Raw genomic sequence first — 21,513 nt, 5'->3', positions numbered from 1 at the left:
CGGTTTCGGGTACGTTACTGAATTAACCGCAACGCTTTAGTTACAGAGAAAATAGATAGAAAATCAATTTAACAACCTAGGCAATATCACCTAATTATCGAGTAACCCGCCGCGAGTGATATTGATGACGATTATACATAATAAAAATGAATGCAGATCAACAGATCGCATTTAATGAATAAAACAGATTATAATACTGATTATTGAATGCAAAATAACCAATAAAAGGGATATTAGTTGAATTTATCACCACTCACAGATTTTTAGATCAAAAAAAGATAATTATTAGTCGTTATATTTATTGTGTAAAACGTGACATGAATCAATAAATGGAATGATTGTTTGCGCGGTTTTTTAAATAATGACTAAGCTTGAAAGTGACGTAAATTTGAATTATNTCACATTGAATTGAATAGGGTGATAGACGTAATGGCAATTCATTTAACATGCTCACCAAGTTGAAAGAAACAAGATAACAAAAATAACGAATAACATTAACAAACTTATTCAATTTTCATTTAACATACACGCCATCGCCGAATGAAAAACAATAAGAAGCCTGCATATTATTTCAATTTAATGCAATCCAATAAAACCTTATTTTATTCGCTCATTGTTAACGACGATCAATCCCAACCATTATCATTGGTACAAACGATCAATCAAGACAATGAAGTCTGTTAAATTAAAAACCCCAGTCCAATACAGGTTTTTTCGATGAAGCTCAGTATCCATATTCCGATTATCAGCTATCACCACCAAGACACCCCGCTGGGCAATAGGCGAACAGGCAGCAATCCACCGGCACTGATGCTCAGCCATGAGGCCGCACTTCACTACCTGATACAGCATGTGAAGGCTTGCCAGACACACGACGGCCTGAGCTACCGGATTGCCCGGTATGACCTGCTGGAAGAGCTGGCGTGCTTTACCTATACCGGGCAGACCCACTATCAGCTAGTGTGGGTTGACGGGGATACCCGATTAGTAAAAATCGTGATGAATTGACGGGCTAATCGGCATTGAGTTGAATCAATAAGGAATAAACAGACTTCGGTTAACAAACAGCGGCAATGGCTAGCTAAACTGGCTCGATTAACCCGCCACACTGACTGCCAGCAAGAAATAAACTCAGCATAATATAGAACGACATAATCCTAATTTGCTTACACAGGTCAAACGACTCACCCGCAGAAAAATTTACTTTTCGAAGTCAGAGGAAATTAGCACCGTAGCCTAATATCATGGATTGATTTGATGACATTATCATATAATATAATCCATATTTATGGGGTTCAATAATGACTATTGGGAATGTTTTAAGCGTTCTTCTATTAATATCCTCAAGCTGTTTTTTTAGCGGCCCCTTAAGTGCTGCTGAAACGGGCACTCTTACAGTACGATTTGGTCATACAACAGAAGATACGTTTAAGGCCCGCCACCCTGATGCAATCAATCGGGGTTTTAATGAAAACCTGAAAGGTACCATTTACCAAGTATCGTACAAAGTATCGCCTGACTCTTTCCATTTTGATGGTATGAGAAATGTTTTTATATTGTTTGACCAGAATAAGAATTTGATGGCTATGCATATCCAGTTTGATGGTGATTATTCGGGTCTTGTTGGCGCATTCCTGGCTAAAAAATACACAGCGATAATCAATAGAAAACCACTTGTCGGTACCCGTTATATGGAGTTGTTCAATAAAGGAGTTTCTATTTATATGAGAACACGCCTTTTTTCAAACACATCAGTGTTCTATATAACAATCGATGAGAAAAATAAAATTTTAGAAAACACGCCTGCTAATAGTATTAGCGATGAAAATGAATTACTGGATTTTCTCATAGAGCAATGTTTCCCAAAATTGTAAGGTAGCAACATTGGATCCTGATATAAATTGAGTGTTGGTGTTTGGAGCTGCGGTCTGAAACCCAACCGTACGGAGACGTACTATAAGGGCTTACTATGACGATGAAATACTCGCTACTTAGGTGTTGCGATGAATTCTGAAAAGTCTTCCGGCTGAACGTCAAAAAAAGTGGCCTGTTGGTTAAACTGGCTCGATTAGCCAGCAACCCGCTAGACAGTGAACAACTTGCCCAAGATAGGCATTAACTACATCCGCTGGTTAGTTCTTCTGGACAATCTTCAGGTACGAATGAACCCATTCGCCTTTCACCGGTTGGTATGACACAAATCCGTCATGCTCCAACGCGCACACCTCCATATGCTTAACATGGGCGACAAAGTCGTAGACGGCCTGACTTTCTAGACCTTGTAACATATGGGACAATAACTTGCGGCGCATCTCATCAGACCGCCGTTTGTTGCCTATAATGCCGGTGTTGCCGACGGGTTAGCGGCACTGTCGTCACAACTATTGGTAGTGTTTCAGCTTTAACCGGAGATACGGATGGGCCCAATCCAATGGTTGGGTAGAAACAAGCCCATCATGCTCAATCGAGCCACAAACCCCAGGATTGTCAAGGATAGTCTCATACACCGCCTGACTTTCAATCCCTTGGATCATATGACTCAGGATCTGCCTAAGGTTCTTGGCAGTAATCTTCTGCTTTTTGGGGTTTATCATGTAGGTTTGACGCACTGCATTGCGGATAGCCAGCCCACGCCCCGGACAGTTAACGCTTTGCCCAATATAGATATCAACCAATTGCTTTAGCTTCTTTTCAATGGGGGTAGTAAATTCACGCCATGCATCCGCTATTTCCACAGCCCGATCATACCCATCAATATGGCATAGTTGATTGAATGCTTTACTCTCCTTGTTCTTTTTGACATCGCCTAATGAGTAGATAAGGCTGTAGATGAGAAGCTTAGCCACTTTCTCTGATACCTTAAAAAGGTTCATCACTTTCTTCTTGCTGATCTTTTTCAATAGTGGGCATTTAATCCCGTATTTCTTCAGCTCATGACGAAGGATGGTTAATTGGCTGCTTTTGATATCGTAGTTGTAGCCTTCAAAAATAGCCCATTTAAGCTGAGACTTCATGGCTTGAAAACCGCCATGCTGTTCAAAGGAACGACTTCCCAGCTTAGCCAGTTTGTACTCAGGCCAAAACTCCACCACCAGAGGAACACTGCTAACCAGTTTGCAACCTCGGGCTTTCAGATAACCCAGAAAATGGGTTTTAGCCAAGGCTTCCCTGTCATTGACCGGTACATAATCCCGTAGTTTATCAAGATTAATGAGTAGTCCACCCATTGCCCGGTAGACTTCTTTCATATATTTGACGGTTTCACGGGAAGCATGGCGGGTTTTATGCTTAACCTTAATCTGCTGGGTTAATGCTTGTTGAACCAGCGATTCTTCGGATAACGAGTCGATATTGCGTCTACGGCGAGTGGTAGTGAGGTAGATTAGCCGGTCATCACGTTGCATATAGCCTGCATGATTAGTATCGCCAAACCACCGCCGTAGATACGCTTTTGACAAGGCAAACTGGCGAGATTTCTTCTTGCTATAGTCATGCGAAATCCGCTTAATAATGCCGGTTTTCTCAATCAGCTCTAACGCTCGGTCACAACATAAGTATTTTGACTGCTCAAAAACAAACTTAAGCATTGCCTTACCGAGTTTGCTGGAAATAGGAGAAAACTGAGTATAAGGATCATCATCAGGCGTAGCTTTAGCATATAGATAATTATTACAAATCAGGTGTTGCAAAAAGACTTGTATTTCCTGATAGAAGGCGACCGATTGGCGTTTATCCTTACCCAAAAACGGTATTTTATGAACATCATGGATAAAGCTGTTATAGGTATCCAGAGTCACTAGGATCGCGCGTTTAATAATATAGCCAGACATCATCTCTACCTCGGTTAATGTGTGTACACGCTTTTAATTACTCAAATAAACTGTGCACACACGTCAGCCATAGGCATCAATTGTTGTCTATACTATGTCTCTCGCTCACCCGCTCTATTACGCTGTGTAGCTATCACACTATTAATATGGCAGTAAATAATATATGTATATACAGCAACATAGAGAGTTATACCGCCTAACAGACTCATTATATATCTGGATATAGCCTGTAGACCAAAGTACGGTTCTTGGGTTATAAGCCAAGATCCTGCGCTATGGATAGAAACCGGCGAACGTTGCCAACAATCAACGAGTTCTACCGCCCTCTGAGTTTTCTAACCATATCGCCGGGTTTACCCTACCAATACCACCAGAGTCAACTCTGTGGCTCATCTACACCGGTCAACGGCCGGTCTATGGCCTGAGTTATTGGCAACGTTCGCCGGTCTAGAACGGTCATTCTTCTGCCTTTGGATTTTTGGCGTCTGACATTGAGGCGGGAAATCGCCAATAACAGGCGAGTTGGAAGTTATTTGTCTACCTGCCATGACAACAGCTAGATGATGAAAGATCAGCGGTTTCGATCTACCAAGACTCTGGGTGAATACTCAGATTCGACTACCAATACCACCAGAGTCGATTCTCTGGCTCATCCACACCGGTCAACCGTCGGTCTATGACCTGAGTTATTAGCAACGTTCGCCGGTCTAGAACAGTCATTTTTCTGCCTTTGGATTCTTGGCGTCTGGCAATGGGACACAAGCAAGGGACTGAAAGTCGTTTAAGCAAGATATGGAATAGACTATTATTGGGTCAATAGCTTCCGATATCGGGTTACCCCTTGATCTCAAGCTTAAAGCCCTCCCAATCAGGGAATTTTAGCGCCTGTTGCGCCACTAATCCGTCATGGTCTAGCATGCAAACTACGCCTGGATTTAATCTTACCACTTCCCTGATATACGCTTGTTCCACGCCACAGATCATAAATGCCAGCAGGCTCTTATTTCTTGCATAATTCTGAGCATAGCTCTGTTTTCGCTGATACTTCTCATCATTGAGATCCAGCGTTAACCCGATATCATTTACATATAGATGGTAGTTTCTATGTGAACGGCAACTTTTTTGATGCTGTTGTTGGATCTGGCTGACCAGCGTTTCTAAGGCCTCTCGTAACGGCTCAATGTAATTATTCCACCACCGTAAGATCTTTAGCGCCTGTTTATTATCGCCCTCAGACCACTCACAAACTTTCGCCCCAAGACCATCCGATACCCCGATAGTGACCTTTCCTACACGGTAAGTGGTGGCATGCACCATGGACTTGCATTGTTTCCGCGTAAACCCTGTCTTTTTCATCATCTTTCGATAGATAGATGAGCTTACTTGGTAATTCACGTTATACCGCTTAAAAAGCAGGTTTAAACAGGCAAGATTGCATGTCTGAATATCATAGTTTAATAATCCAGCTCGAAATTTGGCTTTCAGTTCATTTGGTAAATTTTGGAATGCCTGATCGTAATATCGTCCGCCAAAGGTTAACCGGTAACAATGGTCATATACCGCATAGCTCCCTTCAAACTTGGCGTTATATAAATGATTGAGACTACGGATACCCGCTCGGTAATAAGGGTCCGGCACGCGACTTTTCAGTGCCCTGACAAAGCTGATATGCATACGACCGGGTGATACATTCTTTAGCCAAGCTTTCTCCTGTTTCTTTAATCCGGCTTGGCTTACAGCAATAGGCCCAAACTCATGTGAAGGCGCTTTGCCATTAGACTGGATTATCTGCTTAACCGTCATAACCTCCCCCGTATCAACATCAACCAACCTCAATTTGCCTATATCTGTGTCAGGTCTTTTAGGACTAAACCGCCAACGGCTGGGCTTCCGCTTGCCCACATCTTGACTCTTTTTACCCTTGTCATAATCAATATCAGCCAAGGTTGGCAATACCGCCTTTAGATTGGCCTTTTTAAGCTGACCTTCGACAGTTAATCGACAATCCCCAAGTAGGCCATGATAGAAGTGACGAATATCTCGTTCAGTGCATATAGTCCAACCAAGACCATCCTCATCCGTAGGCTCCCCATGTAGCCAAATATGGGCTAGAAACCGGCGTAATACTGCTCTGCGGTTAATCGCCCATTGGTTATTCCCCACGACTATCTGGGTAATACACTCAATTCGCTCATAAACCCACGGAGGGATCTTCATTTCTTTTCTTAGCACCTCAAATCGGAAACTGAATATGGGCTATTCGTAACATTATGGCTAGCAGAGGGGGGATGCGTGATTGTTTGGAAGGGCTACGCCCCTAATTTGCTCCGTTGTCGCAAATTTCCCCCATTTTACGGCTAACGCCTCCACTCACTCGCTACGCTCGTTCGATCGACAATGCAACAGTGGGTAGTGGCAACAGTGGTCATGTCTCCAGTTGGCTCAATGGCAATGGGTGCTCGCTGCTCGCTCCCCCCATTGTGTGTAGATAATTTCTGGTACACATGACACAAAGACCGTTCTTTCACACTAACTCGCTAATCCTTGCTAAGGATAGCACTCTGTGGTGCATCTTTGAGAACCTACTGGGTTCAATAAGTTAACTAAAATAATGCATAGTTAACTTTTTAAAGTGCATTCACGTGGTCAAAAATTCATTCTTTGAATGCAATTTCAAACAATAGAAAGTGCAGTCAAACTACAGATTTCCCCACATTGCTATGCAATAGTGAAATGACTAGATTGGCCTCAAATTGCACCATAATGAAATATCATCGTACTCTTACCAAGCAAGTCTAATAAGACTAAACTATTCGCTAGTCTCTTATTGCTCAATGGTGTTGGTTTTTCTTTGAGTAAACGATTACCCTCCTTACTTAAAGTACAGGCTACCTCATACCACATAAGATCCAACACACGACCCAACAACTTAGCTTGGTCTTTAGCGTGACTGCAGAATATTGGCTCATTGAATATAACTTCTTCAATATACTGTCCTTTTCCACGCGCCATATGCTTTTTCAGCAACTTTAGTCGTGTATTATCTCGCGGTAACAGCAGGCGAAGCTGAATCAGCCAATAGTTACGGCTTCTTTTTGATGAAAACGCATGACGGACTAACATAAAGGTCCCAATGATGGGCCCTTGATAGCCTAAACGTTTAAGCGTACGACTGACCCGTTGTTTTAGAATGCTGACCTGTCGGCTAACCTCGTCTACCCGGCTTGTTGACCAGAGAGAGTCATATTTTGTTTGATTAAAGGTCAATGTTACGGCAGTGTAGCCTTGGGTATCTTCCGCAAAATCTTGCCGCTTTGCCAACTGCGTTAAACCATATTCTCGTAAACAATGAGCACAGGGTAAACTATTGCAAGGCGCATCGTTACGGCAGTCTTTTAGCTTCTGAGCAAGGCGAATATAACGCTCTTGGGATGCATCAGTTTTACTCTCCGTCGCTTCAAGTACGGCAATCCGTCGTTGATGTTCAACTTCTGCTGCTTGCTGTGTCCAAAAATGGGGTACTGTCGCGCTAAATACCTCCACTAAAGGTGCCGCGTGGCGAATGTAGTTAGGGTCAAGCGTTAAAAATAAGTATTTTTTATTCATTTTATTCATACCGCTGAATATTCCCCCCTCCCAAAATCGCTATGAAGGGGGAATATTAACTAGACAAGATCAAATCCAATCGCAATTTAACCTGTACGCTATGCCTATCAAGCTTGACCTCTTGATGTCAACAAACCTGAAATATCACCACTGAACGTTATGACATTCGGCCCTAGGTACTCTTGTGCAAGTAACGCGTTAGGCAAGGAATGAACACTTAGCTGTCGGGGTATTCCCTTAATGATTTTAAGATCTTCATTAATTGAACACGGCACTTCTCGCCATGTAGGATCCAATGCATAAGTCACTAAAGACATAAAATCACTGAATGTCTTCTTTTCAACAGCCTGACAAGAAAAACATTCACGAATGACATCATTCTTTGTTCGTCGCATATATTCCCGTAACTTTGGCAATATCAATTTATCCTTACTTGAAATAACACGGAGTTTGAGTTGCCAGTAGTTATCTAAAGGTTGCTTAAACGTATGGTATTCCATGCTCCATACGCCCCCAAATGGCATCGGCAACTTATTGTGAATAAGGACGTTTCGGAGTAGCTGTTCACGCTCGCCAATACATGCACTAACCTTATATTTGCTATCCTGTAACCATCTGTCCGAATAAACCTCTTGGCTAAAACATAAAGTGATGACTTGATAATCTTTCGGTTTACCGGGGAGTAACAGTGAAATATATTGTGCCATCATCTGGCAATGATAAGTATCGATATACTGTGCACAAGCCCCATTTTTGCACTCGCTGTTATATCGACACGACTTCAACTCTTGGGCTAATAAACCATAGTCATCATATAAACTTTCACGATCAAAGTTACCGGAATTAATCTTACTTAAGACAATAAGTTTAGATACATCTTCTAATGCTGTGATGCGGCGATTATTTTCTTTTTTTGCTTTAAAATATCCCGTACCTTCTGGCGCATATATTTCAACTGCTGCTGGTTGACTTAATGCCAACCATGTATCAGATTTAAGTTTAAATATAGAATGACTGTGTTTTTTCATTTTAATCTAAATCCTCTAATAATTTTTCATTGTGGAAAGAATGAATTTGCTCATTCAGCTATATAAAATTTGAATCGATAGTAGATAAATATTGATCATTAAATTTTATTCAATTCATAAAAATAAATTTCGCCTAATCGATTATTGACCGTGCTAACTTAATGCCACCAAGCGCGTTTAATGGAGAATACCTGAACGTTGCACATAACCATGAAAAAACCCGCAGAGTTTGTCTTGCCCTGCGGGTTAGTGCTAACACATGTCTCCCTATGTTGGTGAGAAACAATAACTATTAGCCGTTATTCATCATCCCAATCGAATTACTCTTCTTCTTCTTCATCTTCATCTTCTTCCTCATAATTGTATTCCGTCTTATCCAAGCCAGAGTAGAAATTGCGTTTACGTCCAATCGAGCCTGATTTACGCAAAATCTCTATGTCGCGTGTATCTATTTCAGTCTGGACAAGCAGCCCATCAATTAATGCCTTGCTGAGTGAAGATTCTTTGCGCTTTCTCAGCATAAGTAGCCCTTCTTTTATGGCCACATAGCATGCGTGTTCGTACCATGAAGGATCATAAGCTGCAATAAGGGCATCATTGACTGTATTGACCTCATGCTGATTAACGGGATTATTTTCAACATTCCCGTGAAGAACCCCCTCGCCAGACTCAAGCATAAAATTCAATAAGTCCTGATGGAGTTTTTTATCATTCGGCAATATAAGACGAACTTGTGGCACCCAAACGTCCGTATAAACCAAATTATTGAAATGGTGATAACCAAATCCCCATACACCGCCTATCGGTGGATTTGTGCCGGTACTTTCTGCCCATCCTTTCAATTGCATATCGATTTCATGCATTTTGCAGATCAAATTATCTTTGTTGAAGTCTGCTGGGCTAATTGCTGAGCTGTTGAAGTTCAAACGCAACACGCTATAGCTACTAACCAGATTTTTATCCAATGAAAAGTTATTCATCATCTGTAGGCGCTGTGTGCGTGAACAAATCTTGCAAGACAAGCGGTGGCAAGGTCGTCTATTGCTACAAGCTCTTAGCTTTTCAACCACGTCAAGCAGCTTTGCCCTATCAGGATCGCTGAACGAAATTGTGCTGACGGTCGATAGCAGTGTATACAGTAGATACATATGCTCAGTTTCGGCGCTAAGCAAGTTCGGGAAGTTACTAACTTTGTTAAAACTCCGGCTAACCTGCTCCAAGTATCGTGGTGATTGGTGTAAAAATTTTATATGTTTCATCTTATTGTCCTGTTGATTTGCGGCTGTTAAGCCAATTTTGAAAATCACTCTCAAGCCAGCCAATTGCACGACCCTTTGTACTAGTCAGCTTTTTCGGCTTTGGAAATAGCCCATCAGCCATCAAGCGGTAGAGAGTGCTGTTTGATATCCCACTGCGATAAATCACTTCTTTCTTCCTTAAAATTCGTGTTTCAGACATGTTTTGCTCCTCAGAGCTGTTTTAGGAGCGAATTATTTACAACACACAAAAAAGGCGTAGATCTGCTCAAGGAAGGCATCCGCGAGGGAGTTGTTGATGTTTTGATAAAAATGGCTAACTAAAAGCAGCAAAAAAAGGTGCAATTACAGCGTAAATTAATTAAACTTTATATGAGGCTCATTGAGCAATAAACGATCAATTAAGGGAGTTAAGAATGAAGAAGCAAAGCGACAAGCCTGATGCCAAATTTCATAGGGATAGGGTCGCAGACAACAAAGTTTTTGATTTCGTACAGAAGAAAGTATTTCTTGGGGCAGACATGCGAGAAAAGCTAGCCCTGCTTTCTCAGCAGTTAACGGGAACCAAGCTAATGACGAATAATGAACTAATCGCCGATATCATGGGTTATTGCGTCAACCACTGTTATAACGAATTATTCAGTGTAGATGGTCTGTTTCAGCAAGAACCCTCGCCGGACACCCCAAAAATTAGCGCAGCCATGTCACCAAAAGGGCAGAAGAGGTATCGCCTATATCAACAAGTAAAAGGCCGTTACGACAAATTAATTACTGGTGATTCTGATAAAGAAAAATGGGATTCAGTGGCTAAAACACTCGTAGAAGAAGGCATAAGTAAGCCGAAGCTCAAAGTATTCTCTGAGGGGCCATGGTCACGAAAAGATATTCAGTGGATATTAACACCTGAAAATATCAATAAACTTATCGATAAAAATAATAGAACCTATCTAGAAGAACGAAAAAAGCAAAAACAGGCTAAAAAAAGTCGAATTATGCTCTAACCCGCTTTACACAAGGGGCACAGCAGTGGCACCACGTATTTTATGCATTTTTTACCGCCCCCTGTTTTCCTCACTATTTCTGAGGCAATCATGTCTGTTAGCCGCGCCCATACTGGGGTAGCTCTAAATAAGGCCCTAATTTAGCAACGATTTGGCACTCTAATCGCTATATTAGATGGTTAAATCGCCGGTTATCTCATGAGAAATTGACGACCTTGGAATTAAGCGGTTTTGGGGAAGCAGGCTGTGGGTGCGGCACACAGGGGAGGAAGTCAAAGAAATGAGCGGGAAATGCACGGCATTAACCGTTAGTAACGTTGAATATTTATCTTACATTGATTGCCAATATCAACTAAATCAACTTTGGCTTGTTGTGCATTAAAAGCAAACGCCTTTTTATACCACTCAGAACCATGTAAGCCGGCCATTTTATTATAGACACATGAGCAATAACTGACTTCGCCATTAAAATCAGAATCATCATAGATGGAACACACGTTCATAAATTCTTTGTTTTCTTGAGCGTCATTACAGGCCGACAACGTTAGACAAAAAAGTAATGGAACAACAAATTTCCCTGTGTACATGAGCAACAGCATCCCTTATGTATAACGACCTCAAATAGCGAGTGCCGTAGATTAATAGCATTTCAATGAATTCTCAAAGCTATATTGTACTGCCCGCGATAAAACTTAACCGCCTAAGTCTGTCGTTAGCGCTTGGCTAAACCAGTCCTCGTTCAGCCAGCGATACCGTCTGAGTGCCCCCGACGATAAAGTGGTCAAGTAGCTTAACGTCAACCAGCTCTAACGCAGACTTTAACCGTTGGGTGATGGTCTTGTCGCATTGGCTAGGTTCAGGCTCACCGCTGGGGTGGTTATGCACCACAATGATAGCCGCCGCGTTATAAGCCAATGCCAACTTGACGACTTCCCTCGGGTAGATACTGACCTCATTGACGGTTCCCCGGAACAGTTCTTCGTAGCCTAGAATACGGTGCTGGTTATCCAACAGCAGGCAACCAAATACTTCATGGGGTAAGAGCGCTAGCTTGGCAACAAAGTATTGCCTGACATCATGGGGTGAGCTTAGTTGCCTACCTCGGATAAACCGGCGCTCAATGATGGCCTGAGCTTGCCCCAATATCCATTCTTCACGAGGGTTATCCTGTAAGTCGGCTGCCAGTGCTGTCTGTCCCATGCTCAGAACTCCCGCTCAATAAAGTAAATGCAATGTGTAAAAAGTTGGTGTCCATGACCCGGTTTCAGCGAATAGCGGCTTTTGCGCAGCCTAGGCTGACCACCACTGTCATGAAAATATAAGTATTGTTCGTCCATTGATTTCACCAATGACCAGTGATATTGGGTACCGATGAGAATAAGGCGGGAGAAGTGATTGTCTTGATGGCCGAGAAACTGTTCCATTTCACGAAAGATTGTCCGGTGGGTGAGGATTTTTCGCTGCCTGAACGGGTGGGTAATGATGAGAGGGAAGTGTTTAGCGTAGTAGCCGGTCGTTATCACGTTTTCAATCAAGTAATCCATTTGATGACCATCGAGCCCTAGAGTGAGCCATTCATCCAGTGACCACTCATAGCTAAATTCCTTTAACAGAGTGCGCATTAGCGGCCTTCGTTTAATTCGTCCATCAAACAAGTAGCTCATCATGTTCACGAGGCTGTATGCGCCACACAGACAGTCCAAATCGCCCTGTTGGGATGCCACTATCCCACTATCCTTAGTCACAATAGATATTCCTCAATAGATTTCATTATTCACCAATGGACTGGATTAACTTAGTTTTCCCAGACAATCGTCGAGATATACACGCCCATACGCCAATAACTGAGAAAGTTGGTTTGCCATAACTCAAATAGCTCGCACCCTTGTTGGTGAGGAAGGTCACCCACTCCGGCATGGAATACATAGCGTTGCGGCCAGCTAAAGTCGAGTTCCTTCTCTAATTCAGGATAAACAGTCCCCTGATAAGACAAGTCAGTGATGTAATCAAAATACCATTGGTCATTCTGTCTTATTAGACGAATTTCTACTGGGTGATAACCGCCTTTATTTGGCGTGTAATGAATATCTCTAAAAATAAAGGAGACGCCGAAGAGTTTATGCCGCATGGGGGGTATTTCACCCATTTCCTGATATAATAGGTCAATCAGTTTTTGACTCACTGGCAACGTATAGTTTTCCTGATGAATAATATTCATAGGGCTATCCCATTAAATTAAAGTTAAATTAATAAACTGTATGACGAATTTAGAATACAGTTAACCCTTCCGTTGGGAATAAATAAAAAGTTGAATCAATAAATTTTAAAAAACTGGGCTAATAAATGTTATTTGAACATGCTTAGCAACATTGACATTATATCAAATAATATCATTCATTGCAAATAGTTTCACCAAGAAACTATATATTTTGAATGTATTAATATCCGATACAAATAGGGGAAAGTTTGTCAAATTAATACAAGGTTCAATATTAAGATATTATTTCCCAGATTAACGTTGCCCCAGAATAAATAAGGGCAACCTTTATTTCTATTTGGTTAGGCTTGACTGTCTGGCGTGTTTGATAAATCTTGAGCCAGCAGCGCTAATGCCTGTTGTAATAACACCTTGCGGGATTGTGGGCTCATGGTTTTAAGCAAAGGTACCCACAAGTTGAGTTGTTCATCGTCCTCAGAAAGAAAAGTGAAGACGTCCTTTCCGTGCTCGGATTCGGTCTTCAGACTCATGGTGGCAGCACTGACATGGTATTCATAGCCTTTATGCCCGGTACGCTTACGCTTAATCGCAGGCTTCAGTCCTGCCAGCTTCTCAAGGCGTAATCGGCAACCTTTGGCGGTGCCCGGCATCCCCTGAATACCGACAAATCCTTGCGCCGGTAGCCATTCATCCTGAGTGGAAAAAGGTTGAACATCCACATCAGAAACCGGTAACGGGATGCTTTTCACTGTATTACTCATCAATACCTCAACTATTTTAACTTGTAAATCAATTAGGTAATTAAATAGATACCAATAACCACAAAGATAACTTGATAAGTATCTTTAGTTCGCTTTATCATGGATGCGTGTATTCATGATAAGGAGTTAGTACGTTGATTAACCCCATAGCATCTCAGAAAAAGGCGATGAAAGGAATAAAAGGTGATTGGCATCGTGCCTATATCGTCGCAGCCTTACATGCCAAAGGCCTTAGCCTCGCAGGCCTATCCCGCGAACATGGCCTCGCCCCCAGAACGTTAAGTAATGCGTTTGAACGCCACTACCCTAAGGCTGAGCGGATTATTGCCAACGCCATTGGTATGGAACCCCGGCAAATTTGGCCCAGTCGATATGATGACAAGCTCCCTTCCTTTCGTGCAGCAACAGGTAAGGAATAGCTATGGCGACCACCATCACGTCAGTGGTTGAAAGTTTTGAATATTTCTTTCACTCGCTTTACCGCACTCAGTTTGTAAAAACATTACGACTGAATGAATGTAATGAAAGGGAGTTGCTGCCCTTAGTTCGTTGTTACTTATTAGGGTGTTTTGCTGATGATGTGTCACCTGAGGTCAAAGGTGCGCTTCCGGGGACTATCACGGGTAATGGCTACATTGATTTTTTGATTGATGATGTGGCGGTTGAATTTGCTGTCCGCAAGCCAAGCGCATCCAAGTCAAACGTCGGAGCCACAGTGAACGAGACAGAAATGAAGAAGCTGATGAAGTATGACGGTAAAGCGCTGTTAGTACTGTTTGACTTCTCTACCACACCCTACACCGAGGCACAGATAGACGCATTTCGAAATTGGCCATCACTGGGGAAAGGTAATCATAAGAAGTCTTCTTTCAACGTGGCTTACTTTTACGTTGAAAAACGTAGACCGCTGACATTGAGAAAAATTACCAAGAATATCCGTATCAACTGAAAAGGAATAAGCAATGAAACTGTTAGCCAAATTGATATTACTCGCTGTATTCATGGTGTTCTTATCTTCTTGCGATAAATCAGATCAGATAAAAGCTGCTTTCCAAAAACCAATTAGTAAGAATCGTCCTGAAATTTTGATTGAAAAATTAAACATAGAAGAAAGTGTTAAAAACAATATAGGGGTTATATATACTGCAACAGGGATCATGAGGTTTACTCAAAATACCTACATTAGCCTTGCGACATGGGATGATATTGAGATTATAGAAGAATCTTATCATCAAGGTGATGAAATTCCTTTTTCCACTAGGTTTAGTATATTTAATCTAACGCCAACCGATGCAACAATACATTCTTTTTCGATAAGAAAACCAAAATATCTTCACCCATTACCATTCCATGATGGCGGTCAAACACTAGAAAAATTTACGAATAAAACCTATATTTTTAACCCGAAAGGTGATAACAGTGAGTTAATCGCGTTTATTAATGATCTCGAAAAGCAGCAAGATAGCAATGCTCAAGAAATCGTTAAATTAAATTTAAAAAATAAAGAAATAGATAATGAAATAGAAAAAATTCGACAAGAGGGTTTTATATTACCCGTCGAGCAGAAAGGACAAATTCAGCAGATTAACGATAAAATAGAAGAGATAAGAAATAAGCTAAATGCATGTTATAAAGAAAAGGACTCTGTTAATACTCTTAGCTCAGATCCAGAAATTATGTCGGCCTATAAAAATGTTAGTGAAAAGTGCGATGAATTAAGTCATGATTTAAGGATGAAAGATTATGAGAAAGATACTAAAATAGCCGAAATAATAAAACCAGAGGAAGATGAATTTATAAATTCTAAAAAACAAAAAATAGAAATATTAAATAATGAAGCAGGTAATAACCGTACGGAATCATATAGAATTATTGAAAGAAACCGAAATTTGAAACACTTTTTATCTAATGTATCAAGATATATCCTTGTAGATAATCCTATCTAACGCTTATTCCATTAACTATGGCGACTTAGGTGCTGAAGGTCCCCATAAATCTACATTAACGTTTATGGTTTGTAGTCCCGATAAGCCAATGCCCCATTATCGGCATTGGCTTATATTTTTCACCATGCTCTATGTCGGTATAAATCGCATCAGGCTTCCAGTATAAGCCACAACCATCCTTTTTCTAGCCCCAGCAGAATGAATCAATAACAGGCATCAACATCAGATGAAAAACCAAGCATCACCCCATCAGCAAAAGGCCGCCCAGCGAGTTTCACCAAAATATACCGTATTCGGTTTAGGTCAGGCCGGAACCCGAATGATTGACTATATTGCTGGGTCAATGCCAGTTGGCGGTCATGGTCTGCAATTCATTGCCATCGATAACGACAAAGCGGCATTAGAGAAAACCGGCATTCCCAATACCATCTATGTGGAATGCCCGATGAGTGAGAAGGTTATTGACCCGGATATTGGCAAACTGGCTATTCAAGCGGTTCACCCACAAATCAATCAATGGCTGATTGGTACGGAGATCGTCTTTATTGTCACCGGCATGGGTGGAAGCTTTGGCGCAGCTGCGGCAACGGCGATTGCAGACATAGCACGAACGCTGAATATCATGACCGTCGCCATGGTGGCCATGCCATTTTATCTTGAAGATAGCCAGCACCTCGCCCATTCAATCCAAGCGGCCACCACACTATCACACCATGTTGATACCTTGGTCACGCTGCCGAATGATCGACTAATAACGCCAGTTGGCCTTGATATCCCATTGTTAGAGGCTTTTAGTGCAGACCCCGAAATGCTGGTACAGGCTGTCGGCAATATCATCAACAGGTTAACGTGTTCTACCTCATCGCTGGGTGAACTACCGGATATCAAACGCGGGTTACGCGGCCTAGGACATTCAACCCTTGGATTGGGTATGGCCTGTGGTGAACATCGTGCCAGAGAGGCTGTGGAGATGGCGCTGGTGAGCCCTTTACTCGGCGGTGCTGCCACATTAACGATAAACGATGTAATCATCCAGATTACCGCCGGTTACAGCTTAACCTTGCAAGAACTGGAGACCATCGCGGCGGCAATCCGCCATACTTTACCCAACAATATGCCTTATACCCTCGGCACAGTGTTAGATCCGATGATGGATGACCCACTTTATATCATTATATTCTTCAAGGGATTGGGTTCTTCAAACAACCCGCCAGTACCCGCTCTTAGTCGCGCCAATTCTGACTAACAACCCTTTATCCTGTAATACCTTGATGTTACGCTCAATTGTCCGACTACTGACGCCCAGTTGATTGGCTAGTTGAACAATCGTGATAGTAGGATCAGCCGCAAGGGCCACTAAGATACGTTCAGCCGTCAAGTTTAGTGAATGTGGACTTTCTACCGGCATTTGCTCCGACATTTCTACCGACGAAATAGCCGCATAAGCCTTCTGCGCGTCGATACCTTCAGATAAGCTATGAATCAGTTTTTCTAGCATAAAGGTGATAAATGGCGTGCAATCACTCATCCGGTCACATTCTCCCAACACTTGATAATACTCTTTCTGTTGGTTGTGGATTAAGGTTTCTACCGGCAACCATGCCAGCTCAGCACGCCATTCACTTAGGATCAACGTTTGCCATAAACGCCCCATACGACCATTACCATCCGCAAACGGATGTATAAATTCAAATTCGTAATGAAAGATAGAACTGGCAATTAATGGGTGAATATCGGTTTGTCTTAACCAAGAAAGTAAATCACCGACTAAACGAGATAACTGGTTAGTCGGAGGCGCCATATGAATAAGCTGTCTTTCACGGTAAATTCCCACATCACCACTACGTAATTGGCCCGGGGAGTCAACTAACCCCGTCATTAAGACCCCATGTGCTGCCAGTAAATCGGATAATTTATAGCTCTGCCAGTTAGGTAAGTTTTCATAAGCTAAAATCGCATTACGAACTTCCTGAATATCCTTTGCCGGTGCAAGTACACGCTTACCATTCATCACGGCCGTCACTTGCTCAGTGGAAAGACTATTATGTTCAATCGCTAGCGACGCTTGTATTGTCCGAATACGATTTTCTTTACGTAATAGCGGGGAAGACAACTCTGCTTGCACTGTCCATCGGCCTAGTAACTCCCCAACGTTGACCACTTGGTGAAGAATAGCGGGCGTAATGGTATAAGGTGGTTGATATCCAGCCATTATAATTCACTCTCAATGTTAAGATCACCATGAGTAGAAAGAAGGCTATTCAAATAATCAACCATCTCTGCAACCACATATTGCACTCAGCATCTATAGTGATACAAATCATATGTACCTTCAATCCCCATTCTGGCAGACGTAACCTAAAACAGCCTCAGCCACTGGGTATTGCAGAATTGAAACTATTCAACGTCAATCCTGACTGAATTAAGGCGCGACATCTAACATTTACTCTGTTTGACGTGGTTGCCAGTCATTACAATTGAAACCTAGACAGGCTGGCTGAAATAACGGTACGATAACTCGCATAATGAATGGGCACTTGGTTTTATCGATTAGCCTGCATTCAAATTCAAAATTCCCTCTAGATTACCCAGAATGTAAAAAACCCTTTAGAATCAGATCATTAAATAAATGTAGGTTAAAGTTTAGATTTCACAAAAACGAATAAAAAAGTTATTACATATCAATGCTGTCATGGTGTTACGTTATTATGTCCCCCTCAGTCATGGTTTATTGTAGCAATAATTTTTAGCTATTATTGGCTAACACTTCGTCTAGCCACTGGTTAAAGGACTCTTTTGGCATTGCACCATTTAGCATATCGATGCGTTGTCCCTTCTTGAATACCATAATGGTAGGTATACTACGGATACCATAACGGGTACTTAATTCTTGTTCTGCTTCTGTATCGACTTTTACGAAGCGAAATTGCCGCTCTCTTTCTTGAGCAACGTCCTCAAAGATTGGGGCAAAATTACGGCAAGGCCCGCACCAAGGGGCCCAGAAGTCGATGACAACGGGTAAATCATCCTTTAGCAGTGAATCAAGAGACATTTTGTTAGCGTTAATAACTTCGCCATCAAAAAGCTCATGCCCACAGCGGCCACATTTGGCGTCCTCTTCAACGCGATCTTCAGGGATGCGATTAGTTGTTAAACAGGAAGGACAAAGGGTATTCATGCTGTTACCTCAATGAGATTGTACGATATACATTAATGCTACTTATTATGTACAAACCATTAACTGTCTACAATGTGGTTTTGTCGATGGTTACAATAGTTTTAGTCTTTTAGCAGATCATTAGTGGCTTACCGAGAAAACATCAGGTAATCTGCGCGCCGAGTGCGATGGTGGGAGTGGAGAATAGATATGAGTGACTCTTTTAGCGGTAAGAACGGCAAAGTAAAAGTAATGTACGTCCGCGGTGATGATAATAAAGATGATAAGAGCAATAAACGCTCGGATAAAAGTCGCCCGGCAAATAAAAATGCGAACCGCAGCGAAAAAAATCCTCGTTGGGGAGATAGCGAACGTCCACGCCGTCCGGTACGTAATGAAAATGAAAAGGCTCCGCGCTCCGCCTGGCAGGCTAGATTGCAGGATGTCAGTGAACCTGAGCCTTTTGATCATGGTGGAATTAGTGGCAAAAGCCAGATCGATCCGGCGCAGCTACGTAAACAGCGTGAAGAAGAAACCAAGGTTTATGGCGAGAATGCCTGTAAAGCTCTGTTTCAGAGTCGACCTGATGCCATTGTCCGGGCCTATTTTATCCAGTCTGTGACTCCTCGATTCCGTGAGGCTCTTCGTTGGATGGCGGCTAATCGCAAAGCCTATCATGTTGTTGAAGAAGAAGAGCTGGCTAAAGTTTCAGGAACTGAACATCACGGTGGCGTCTGTTTTCTGATTAAAAAACGTGGCGGGTTAACCGTTGCTGATTATCTTGCTAAAGCAACTGCGACTGATTGTGTTGTCGCTATGGAGAACGTCGGTAATCCTCATAACCTCGGTGGCATGATGCGCTCTTGCGCTCATTTTGGCGTAAAAGGTGTGTTATTGCGCGATCCTAGCTTATTAGAGTCTGGTGCCGCTATCCGTACTGCTGAAGGTGGTGCTGAGCATCTTACCGCAATTGGTATTGATGATTTCCCTGAGGCTTTAGATGTATTCCGTCGCGCAGGTTATACCATTGTGACTACATCCAGCCATAAAGGTACACCATTGGCTAAAGCTAAGCTGCCAGCCAAAACGGTATTGGTACTCGGTGAAGAGCGAGATGGTTTATCTGATACCACAATGGAACAAAGCGATATGAGCGTCTCTATTGACGGGACGGGGAATGTCGAAAGTTTAAACGTTTCTGTTGCGACAGGTATTTTGTTAGCTGAATGGTGGTGTCAGAATAGGGCAAAATAGCCGACTCTGAGATTATTGGCACTAAAAAGGACGCTATTGCGTAATGCTTGTCAGTTAAGATTTTGAATGTGGCCGTAACGGATAGCGTTGCGGCCTCTTTTTTACCGCTCTCGGATAGTGTCTCTCTCGTCTGTCCGGCAGCACGAAGCTGGAGGCCATATCCAGTATCTCTTCCATTATTCGGGGTAATTTCCCCGGTGCTACTCCGGGTAATAGGCTCAACTGACTTCTCAGATACAGCGCGGATTGCTTAAAACTCATCTGATACGGTTCGATACCTTTCAGACTGTACGCCATCTGCGCCATCATGAACCGCAATAGATTGTAGGCCAGTACCACTCCCCACAGCTCTTGACGTATCAGTGCCGGTTTTTTACTCCTCAGCGTCAGTTCATTGTTCAACAGATGCTGCTTCATCTCCCTGAACCCATGTTCTATTTCCCAGCGATGACTGTACAACTCCACGATATCCGCTTTCGGGTATCTGAGCGGGTCGCACATTGACGTCAGTATTTGCACTGTTTTACCTTTGACTTCCTTACTGATTAGCCTTGCCGTTAACGTATCCGGTGCACCTGACCATTTCTTTTTCGATTGGGGGGACAGCCGTAGCTCTACCAGAGCCTGTCCGCTCCCTATTTTTCGAACAACCTGATATTGCGCACCTTTACGCAACGGGAGCATCCAGTGTCTTTCGGTTCCTGTCGACTGCCAGTAGTGCAGCAGGCCCAAAGCATAAAAGCCTTTATCAAAAAAGGTCAGTGAATGGTCGGGAGTTTTTTCTACAAGCTGTGCCGCAAGGTCAGCTTCACCGCTTTCAGATACACTGGTAAAGGCAACGGCTGATAGCAAATGGCTGGTCACTTCCATCTGGCAGACCATACGCACCTGCGGCCACTCGGAACATTGAGTCACATTAGCTGTACGTCCGAAAGCAGCGTCATTTTCGGGGGTATCTGGCGTTCGCCATATCGTGCCGTCCACGGCCATTAATGTCAGTCCATTCCAGTGTGACAGGGGTGTTTTTTCGAACCATAACTGCTGTGTTTTTTCGAACATCAGGCGCATCGCATCTTCTCCGAGTCGTTGGCGAGCCTGAACGACAGCGCTGGGGGCGACAAAAGGCCTTTTCCCCGGCAGAAGAATATCTAAATGTGAGACGAGCTGAGTCATCGAGTGGGAACGAAACAGCGCCATACCGGTCACAGCCCAGACCATCATTTCCATAGAGAGACGACGTTTGCGTAGGGTGACGACGCCAGTATCAGCAAGGCATTCATCAATAAGTTCAGGTGAAAGCAGTTCAGAAAGCGCAGAGAACTCCTGCGGAGTAAATTTATGGACGATATCAAGAGCCTGACTGAGAAGCATAAAAAAATCCGGAAACGATGAGCATTTCCGGATTCTTACACATCCACTGGATCGGTCAACCGATCCTTAACTGATCGGCATTACG

General features: G+C 42.7%; 23 protein-coding genes. 9 read left to right on the top strand and 14 right to left on the bottom strand.

Translation table 11 applies throughout. The features are described 5' to 3' along the window. The first annotated feature begins 717 nt into the window (after positions 1-717). The 3 genes from YWE_RS0118910 to YWE_RS0118905 all read left to right on the top strand — a co-directional run bounded on the left by YWE_RS0118910 (position 718) and on the right by YWE_RS0118905 (position 1,874). The gene (locus tag YWE_RS0118910; RefSeq protein ID WP_029095937.1) at positions 718-1,008 is read left to right on the top strand and encodes a hypothetical protein; all 291 of its coding nucleotides are present in this window, start codon (positions 718-720) and stop codon (positions 1,006-1,008) included. Positions 1,009-1,141: 133 nt separating this feature from the next. Beyond that, positions 1,142-1,240 (top strand): hypothetical protein, encoded by a 99-nt coding sequence (locus tag YWE_RS29810; protein WP_071605899.1) that lies wholly within the window; start codon positions 1,142-1,144, stop codon positions 1,238-1,240. 61 nt (positions 1,241-1,301) lie between these two features. Continuing rightward, positions 1,302-1,874 (top strand): hypothetical protein, encoded by a 573-nt coding sequence (locus tag YWE_RS0118905; RefSeq protein WP_029095936.1) that lies wholly within the window; start codon positions 1,302-1,304, stop codon positions 1,872-1,874. A gap of 507 nt (positions 1,875-2,381) precedes the next feature. On the opposite strand, the gene YWE_RS31505 is transcribed toward YWE_RS0118905, so the two are convergent. The 6 genes from YWE_RS31505 to YWE_RS0118870 all read right to left on the bottom strand — a co-directional run bounded on the left by YWE_RS31505 (position 2,382) and on the right by YWE_RS0118870 (position 9,922). Further along, on the bottom strand, positions 2,382-3,830 hold the full coding sequence (locus YWE_RS31505; protein WP_029095934.1) for a hypothetical protein: 1,449 nt from the start codon (positions 3,828-3,830) through the stop codon (positions 2,382-2,384). An 834-nt stretch (positions 3,831-4,664) separates the two neighbouring features. Beyond that, a complete protein-coding gene (locus YWE_RS0118890; protein WP_029095933.1) occupies positions 4,665-6,047 on the bottom strand; it encodes a hypothetical protein in 1,383 nt (460 codons plus the stop codon). A 531-nt stretch (positions 6,048-6,578) separates the two neighbouring features. Further along, entirely contained in the window at positions 6,579-7,436 is an 858-nt protein-coding gene (locus YWE_RS0118885; RefSeq protein WP_036016539.1) for a hypothetical protein, read from the bottom strand. Positions 7,437-7,543: 107 nt separating this feature from the next. Beyond that, complete coding sequence (locus YWE_RS0118880) at positions 7,544-8,464, bottom strand: hypothetical protein (RefSeq protein WP_029095931.1); 921 nt, start codon at positions 8,462-8,464, stop codon at positions 7,544-7,546. Between the two features lie 320 nt (positions 8,465-8,784). Beyond that, positions 8,785-9,723 (bottom strand): hypothetical protein, encoded by a 939-nt coding sequence (locus tag YWE_RS0118875; RefSeq protein WP_127526490.1) that lies wholly within the window; start codon positions 9,721-9,723, stop codon positions 8,785-8,787. Between the two features lies 1 nt (position 9,724). Next, positions 9,725-9,922 carry a helix-turn-helix transcriptional regulator gene (locus YWE_RS0118870; RefSeq protein ID WP_029095929.1) on the bottom strand — a complete coding sequence of 66 codons (198 nt, stop codon included), beginning with the start codon at positions 9,920-9,922 and terminating at the stop codon, positions 9,725-9,727. Positions 9,923-10,136: 214 nt separating this feature from the next. Between YWE_RS0118870 and YWE_RS27860 the strand changes: the two genes are divergently transcribed. After that, positions 10,137-10,721 (top strand): hypothetical protein, encoded by a 585-nt coding sequence (locus YWE_RS27860; RefSeq protein ID WP_051323438.1) that lies wholly within the window; start codon positions 10,137-10,139, stop codon positions 10,719-10,721. A gap of 308 nt (positions 10,722-11,029) precedes the next feature. Here YWE_RS27860 and YWE_RS0118860 read toward each other — a convergent pair whose 3' ends face one another. The 5 genes from YWE_RS0118860 to YWE_RS0118840 all read right to left on the bottom strand — a co-directional run bounded on the left by YWE_RS0118860 (position 11,030) and on the right by YWE_RS0118840 (position 13,700). Beyond that, the gene (locus YWE_RS0118860) at positions 11,030-11,308 is read right to left on the bottom strand and encodes a hypothetical protein (protein ID WP_029095928.1); all 279 of its coding nucleotides are present in this window, start codon (positions 11,306-11,308) and stop codon (positions 11,030-11,032) included. A 136-nt stretch (positions 11,309-11,444) separates the two neighbouring features. Beyond that, complete coding sequence (gene radC, locus YWE_RS0118855; protein WP_036016533.1) at positions 11,445-11,921, bottom strand: RadC family protein; 477 nt, start codon at positions 11,919-11,921, stop codon at positions 11,445-11,447. 2 nt (positions 11,922-11,923) lie between these two features. Further along, entirely contained in the window at positions 11,924-12,466 is a 543-nt protein-coding gene (locus tag YWE_RS0118850) for a hypothetical protein (RefSeq protein WP_029095926.1), read from the bottom strand. Positions 12,467-12,516: 50 nt separating this feature from the next. Further along, positions 12,517-12,939, bottom strand: a complete 423-nt coding sequence (locus YWE_RS0118845) for a DUF2787 family protein (protein ID WP_029095925.1) — start codon at positions 12,937-12,939, stop codon at positions 12,517-12,519. A 341-nt stretch (positions 12,940-13,280) separates the two neighbouring features. Continuing rightward, a complete protein-coding gene (locus YWE_RS0118840; protein WP_227659976.1) occupies positions 13,281-13,700 on the bottom strand; it encodes a hypothetical protein in 420 nt (139 codons plus the stop codon). A 134-nt stretch (positions 13,701-13,834) separates the two neighbouring features. Between YWE_RS0118840 and YWE_RS0118835 the strand changes: the two genes are divergently transcribed. The 4 genes from YWE_RS0118835 (at position 13,835) to YWE_RS0118820 (ending at position 16,892) form a co-directional block, all read left to right on the top strand. Then, the gene (locus YWE_RS0118835; RefSeq protein WP_029095923.1) at positions 13,835-14,119 is read left to right on the top strand and encodes a helix-turn-helix domain-containing protein; all 285 of its coding nucleotides are present in this window, start codon (positions 13,835-13,837) and stop codon (positions 14,117-14,119) included. A gap of 2 nt (positions 14,120-14,121) precedes the next feature. After that, positions 14,122-14,649, top strand: a complete 528-nt coding sequence (locus YWE_RS0118830; protein ID WP_029095922.1) for a hypothetical protein — start codon at positions 14,122-14,124, stop codon at positions 14,647-14,649. Positions 14,650-14,662: 13 nt separating this feature from the next. Beyond that, a complete protein-coding gene (locus YWE_RS0118825) occupies positions 14,663-15,646 on the top strand; it encodes a hypothetical protein (RefSeq protein ID WP_029095921.1) in 984 nt (327 codons plus the stop codon). A 226-nt stretch (positions 15,647-15,872) separates the two neighbouring features. After that, on the top strand, positions 15,873-16,892 hold the full coding sequence (locus YWE_RS0118820; protein ID WP_029095920.1) for an FtsZ/tubulin family protein: 1,020 nt from the start codon (positions 15,873-15,875) through the stop codon (positions 16,890-16,892). On the opposite strand, the gene YWE_RS0118815 is transcribed toward YWE_RS0118820, so the two are convergent. Both YWE_RS0118815 and trxC read right to left on the bottom strand, forming a co-directional pair. Beyond that, positions 16,845-17,858 carry a Fic family protein gene (locus tag YWE_RS0118815; protein ID WP_029095919.1) on the bottom strand — a complete coding sequence of 338 codons (1,014 nt, stop codon included), beginning with the start codon at positions 17,856-17,858 and terminating at the stop codon, positions 16,845-16,847. The two genes, YWE_RS0118820 and YWE_RS0118815, sit on opposite strands and share 48 nt — an antisense overlap. 534 nt (positions 17,859-18,392) lie before the next feature. After that, entirely contained in the window at positions 18,393-18,824 is a 432-nt protein-coding gene (trxC, locus tag YWE_RS0118810; protein ID WP_029095918.1) for a thioredoxin TrxC, read from the bottom strand. 189 nt (positions 18,825-19,013) lie between these two features. Here trxC and YWE_RS0118805 point away from each other — a divergent pair, with 189 nt between their 5' ends. Further along, positions 19,014-20,057, top strand: a complete 1,044-nt coding sequence (locus YWE_RS0118805; protein ID WP_029095917.1) for a tRNA/rRNA methyltransferase — start codon at positions 19,014-19,016, stop codon at positions 20,055-20,057. A gap of 54 nt (positions 20,058-20,111) precedes the next feature. On the opposite strand, the gene YWE_RS0118800 is transcribed toward YWE_RS0118805, so the two are convergent. Then, a complete protein-coding gene (locus YWE_RS0118800) occupies positions 20,112-21,428 on the bottom strand; it encodes an IS4 family transposase (RefSeq protein ID WP_029095916.1) in 1,317 nt (438 codons plus the stop codon). Positions 21,429-21,513 lie beyond the last annotated feature (85 nt).

Source organism: Budvicia aquatica DSM 5075 = ATCC 35567, from assembly GCF_000427805.1.
Classification (GTDB): domain Bacteria; phylum Pseudomonadota; class Gammaproteobacteria; order Enterobacterales; family Enterobacteriaceae; genus Budvicia; species Budvicia aquatica.
Note: the sequence above shows the minus strand (reverse complement) of the source record. Positions and strands in the feature narration are given on the sequence as shown.

Excerpts from the sequence above, each read along its gene's own strand:
- YWE_RS0118870 (WP_029095929.1), bottom strand. The coding sequence starts at position 9,922 with ATGTCTGAAACACGAATTTTAAGGAAGAAAGAAGTGATTTATCGCAGT.
- YWE_RS0118885 (WP_036016539.1), bottom strand. The coding sequence starts at position 7,436 with ATGAATAAAAAATACTTATTTTTAACGCTTGACCCTAACTACATTCGC.
- YWE_RS0118800 (WP_029095916.1), bottom strand. The coding sequence starts at position 21,428 with ATGCTTCTCAGTCAGGCTCTTGATATCGTCCATAAATTTACTCCGCAG.
- YWE_RS0118815 (WP_029095919.1), bottom strand. The coding sequence starts at position 17,858 with ATGGCTGGATATCAACCACCTTATACCATTACGCCCGCTATTCTTCAC.
- trxC (WP_029095918.1), bottom strand. The coding sequence starts at position 18,824 with ATGAATACCCTTTGTCCTTCCTGTTTAACAACTAATCGCATCCCTGAA.
- YWE_RS31505 (WP_029095934.1), bottom strand. The coding sequence starts at position 3,830 with ATGTCTGGCTATATTATTAAACGCGCGATCCTAGTGACTCTGGATACC.
- YWE_RS0118820 (WP_029095920.1), top strand. The coding sequence starts at position 15,873 with ATGAAAAACCAAGCATCACCCCATCAGCAAAAGGCCGCCCAGCGAGTT.
- YWE_RS0118905 (WP_029095936.1), top strand. The coding sequence starts at position 1,302 with ATGACTATTGGGAATGTTTTAAGCGTTCTTCTATTAATATCCTCAAGC.
- radC (WP_036016533.1), bottom strand. The coding sequence starts at position 11,921 with ATGGGACAGACAGCACTGGCAGCCGACTTACAGGATAACCCTCGTGAA.
- YWE_RS0118875 (WP_127526490.1), bottom strand. The coding sequence starts at position 9,723 with ATGAAACATATAAAATTTTTACACCAATCACCACGATACTTGGAGCAG.
- YWE_RS0118880 (WP_029095931.1), bottom strand. The coding sequence starts at position 8,464 with ATGAAAAAACACAGTCATTCTATATTTAAACTTAAATCTGATACATGG.
- YWE_RS0118910 (WP_029095937.1), top strand. The coding sequence starts at position 718 with ATGAAGCTCAGTATCCATATTCCGATTATCAGCTATCACCACCAAGAC.
- YWE_RS0118830 (WP_029095922.1), top strand. The coding sequence starts at position 14,122 with ATGGCGACCACCATCACGTCAGTGGTTGAAAGTTTTGAATATTTCTTT.
- YWE_RS0118860 (WP_029095928.1), bottom strand. The coding sequence starts at position 11,308 with ATGTACACAGGGAAATTTGTTGTTCCATTACTTTTTTGTCTAACGTTG.
- YWE_RS0118825 (WP_029095921.1), top strand. The coding sequence starts at position 14,663 with ATGAAACTGTTAGCCAAATTGATATTACTCGCTGTATTCATGGTGTTC.
- YWE_RS27860 (WP_051323438.1), top strand. The coding sequence starts at position 10,137 with ATGAAGAAGCAAAGCGACAAGCCTGATGCCAAATTTCATAGGGATAGG.
- YWE_RS0118805 (WP_029095917.1), top strand. The coding sequence starts at position 19,014 with ATGAGTGACTCTTTTAGCGGTAAGAACGGCAAAGTAAAAGTAATGTAC.
- YWE_RS0118890 (WP_029095933.1), bottom strand. The coding sequence starts at position 6,047 with ATGAAGATCCCTCCGTGGGTTTATGAGCGAATTGAGTGTATTACCCAG.
- YWE_RS0118845 (WP_029095925.1), bottom strand. The coding sequence starts at position 12,939 with ATGAATATTATTCATCAGGAAAACTATACGTTGCCAGTGAGTCAAAAA.
- YWE_RS0118840 (WP_227659976.1), bottom strand. The coding sequence starts at position 13,700 with ATGAGTAATACAGTGAAAAGCATCCCGTTACCGGTTTCTGATGTGGAT.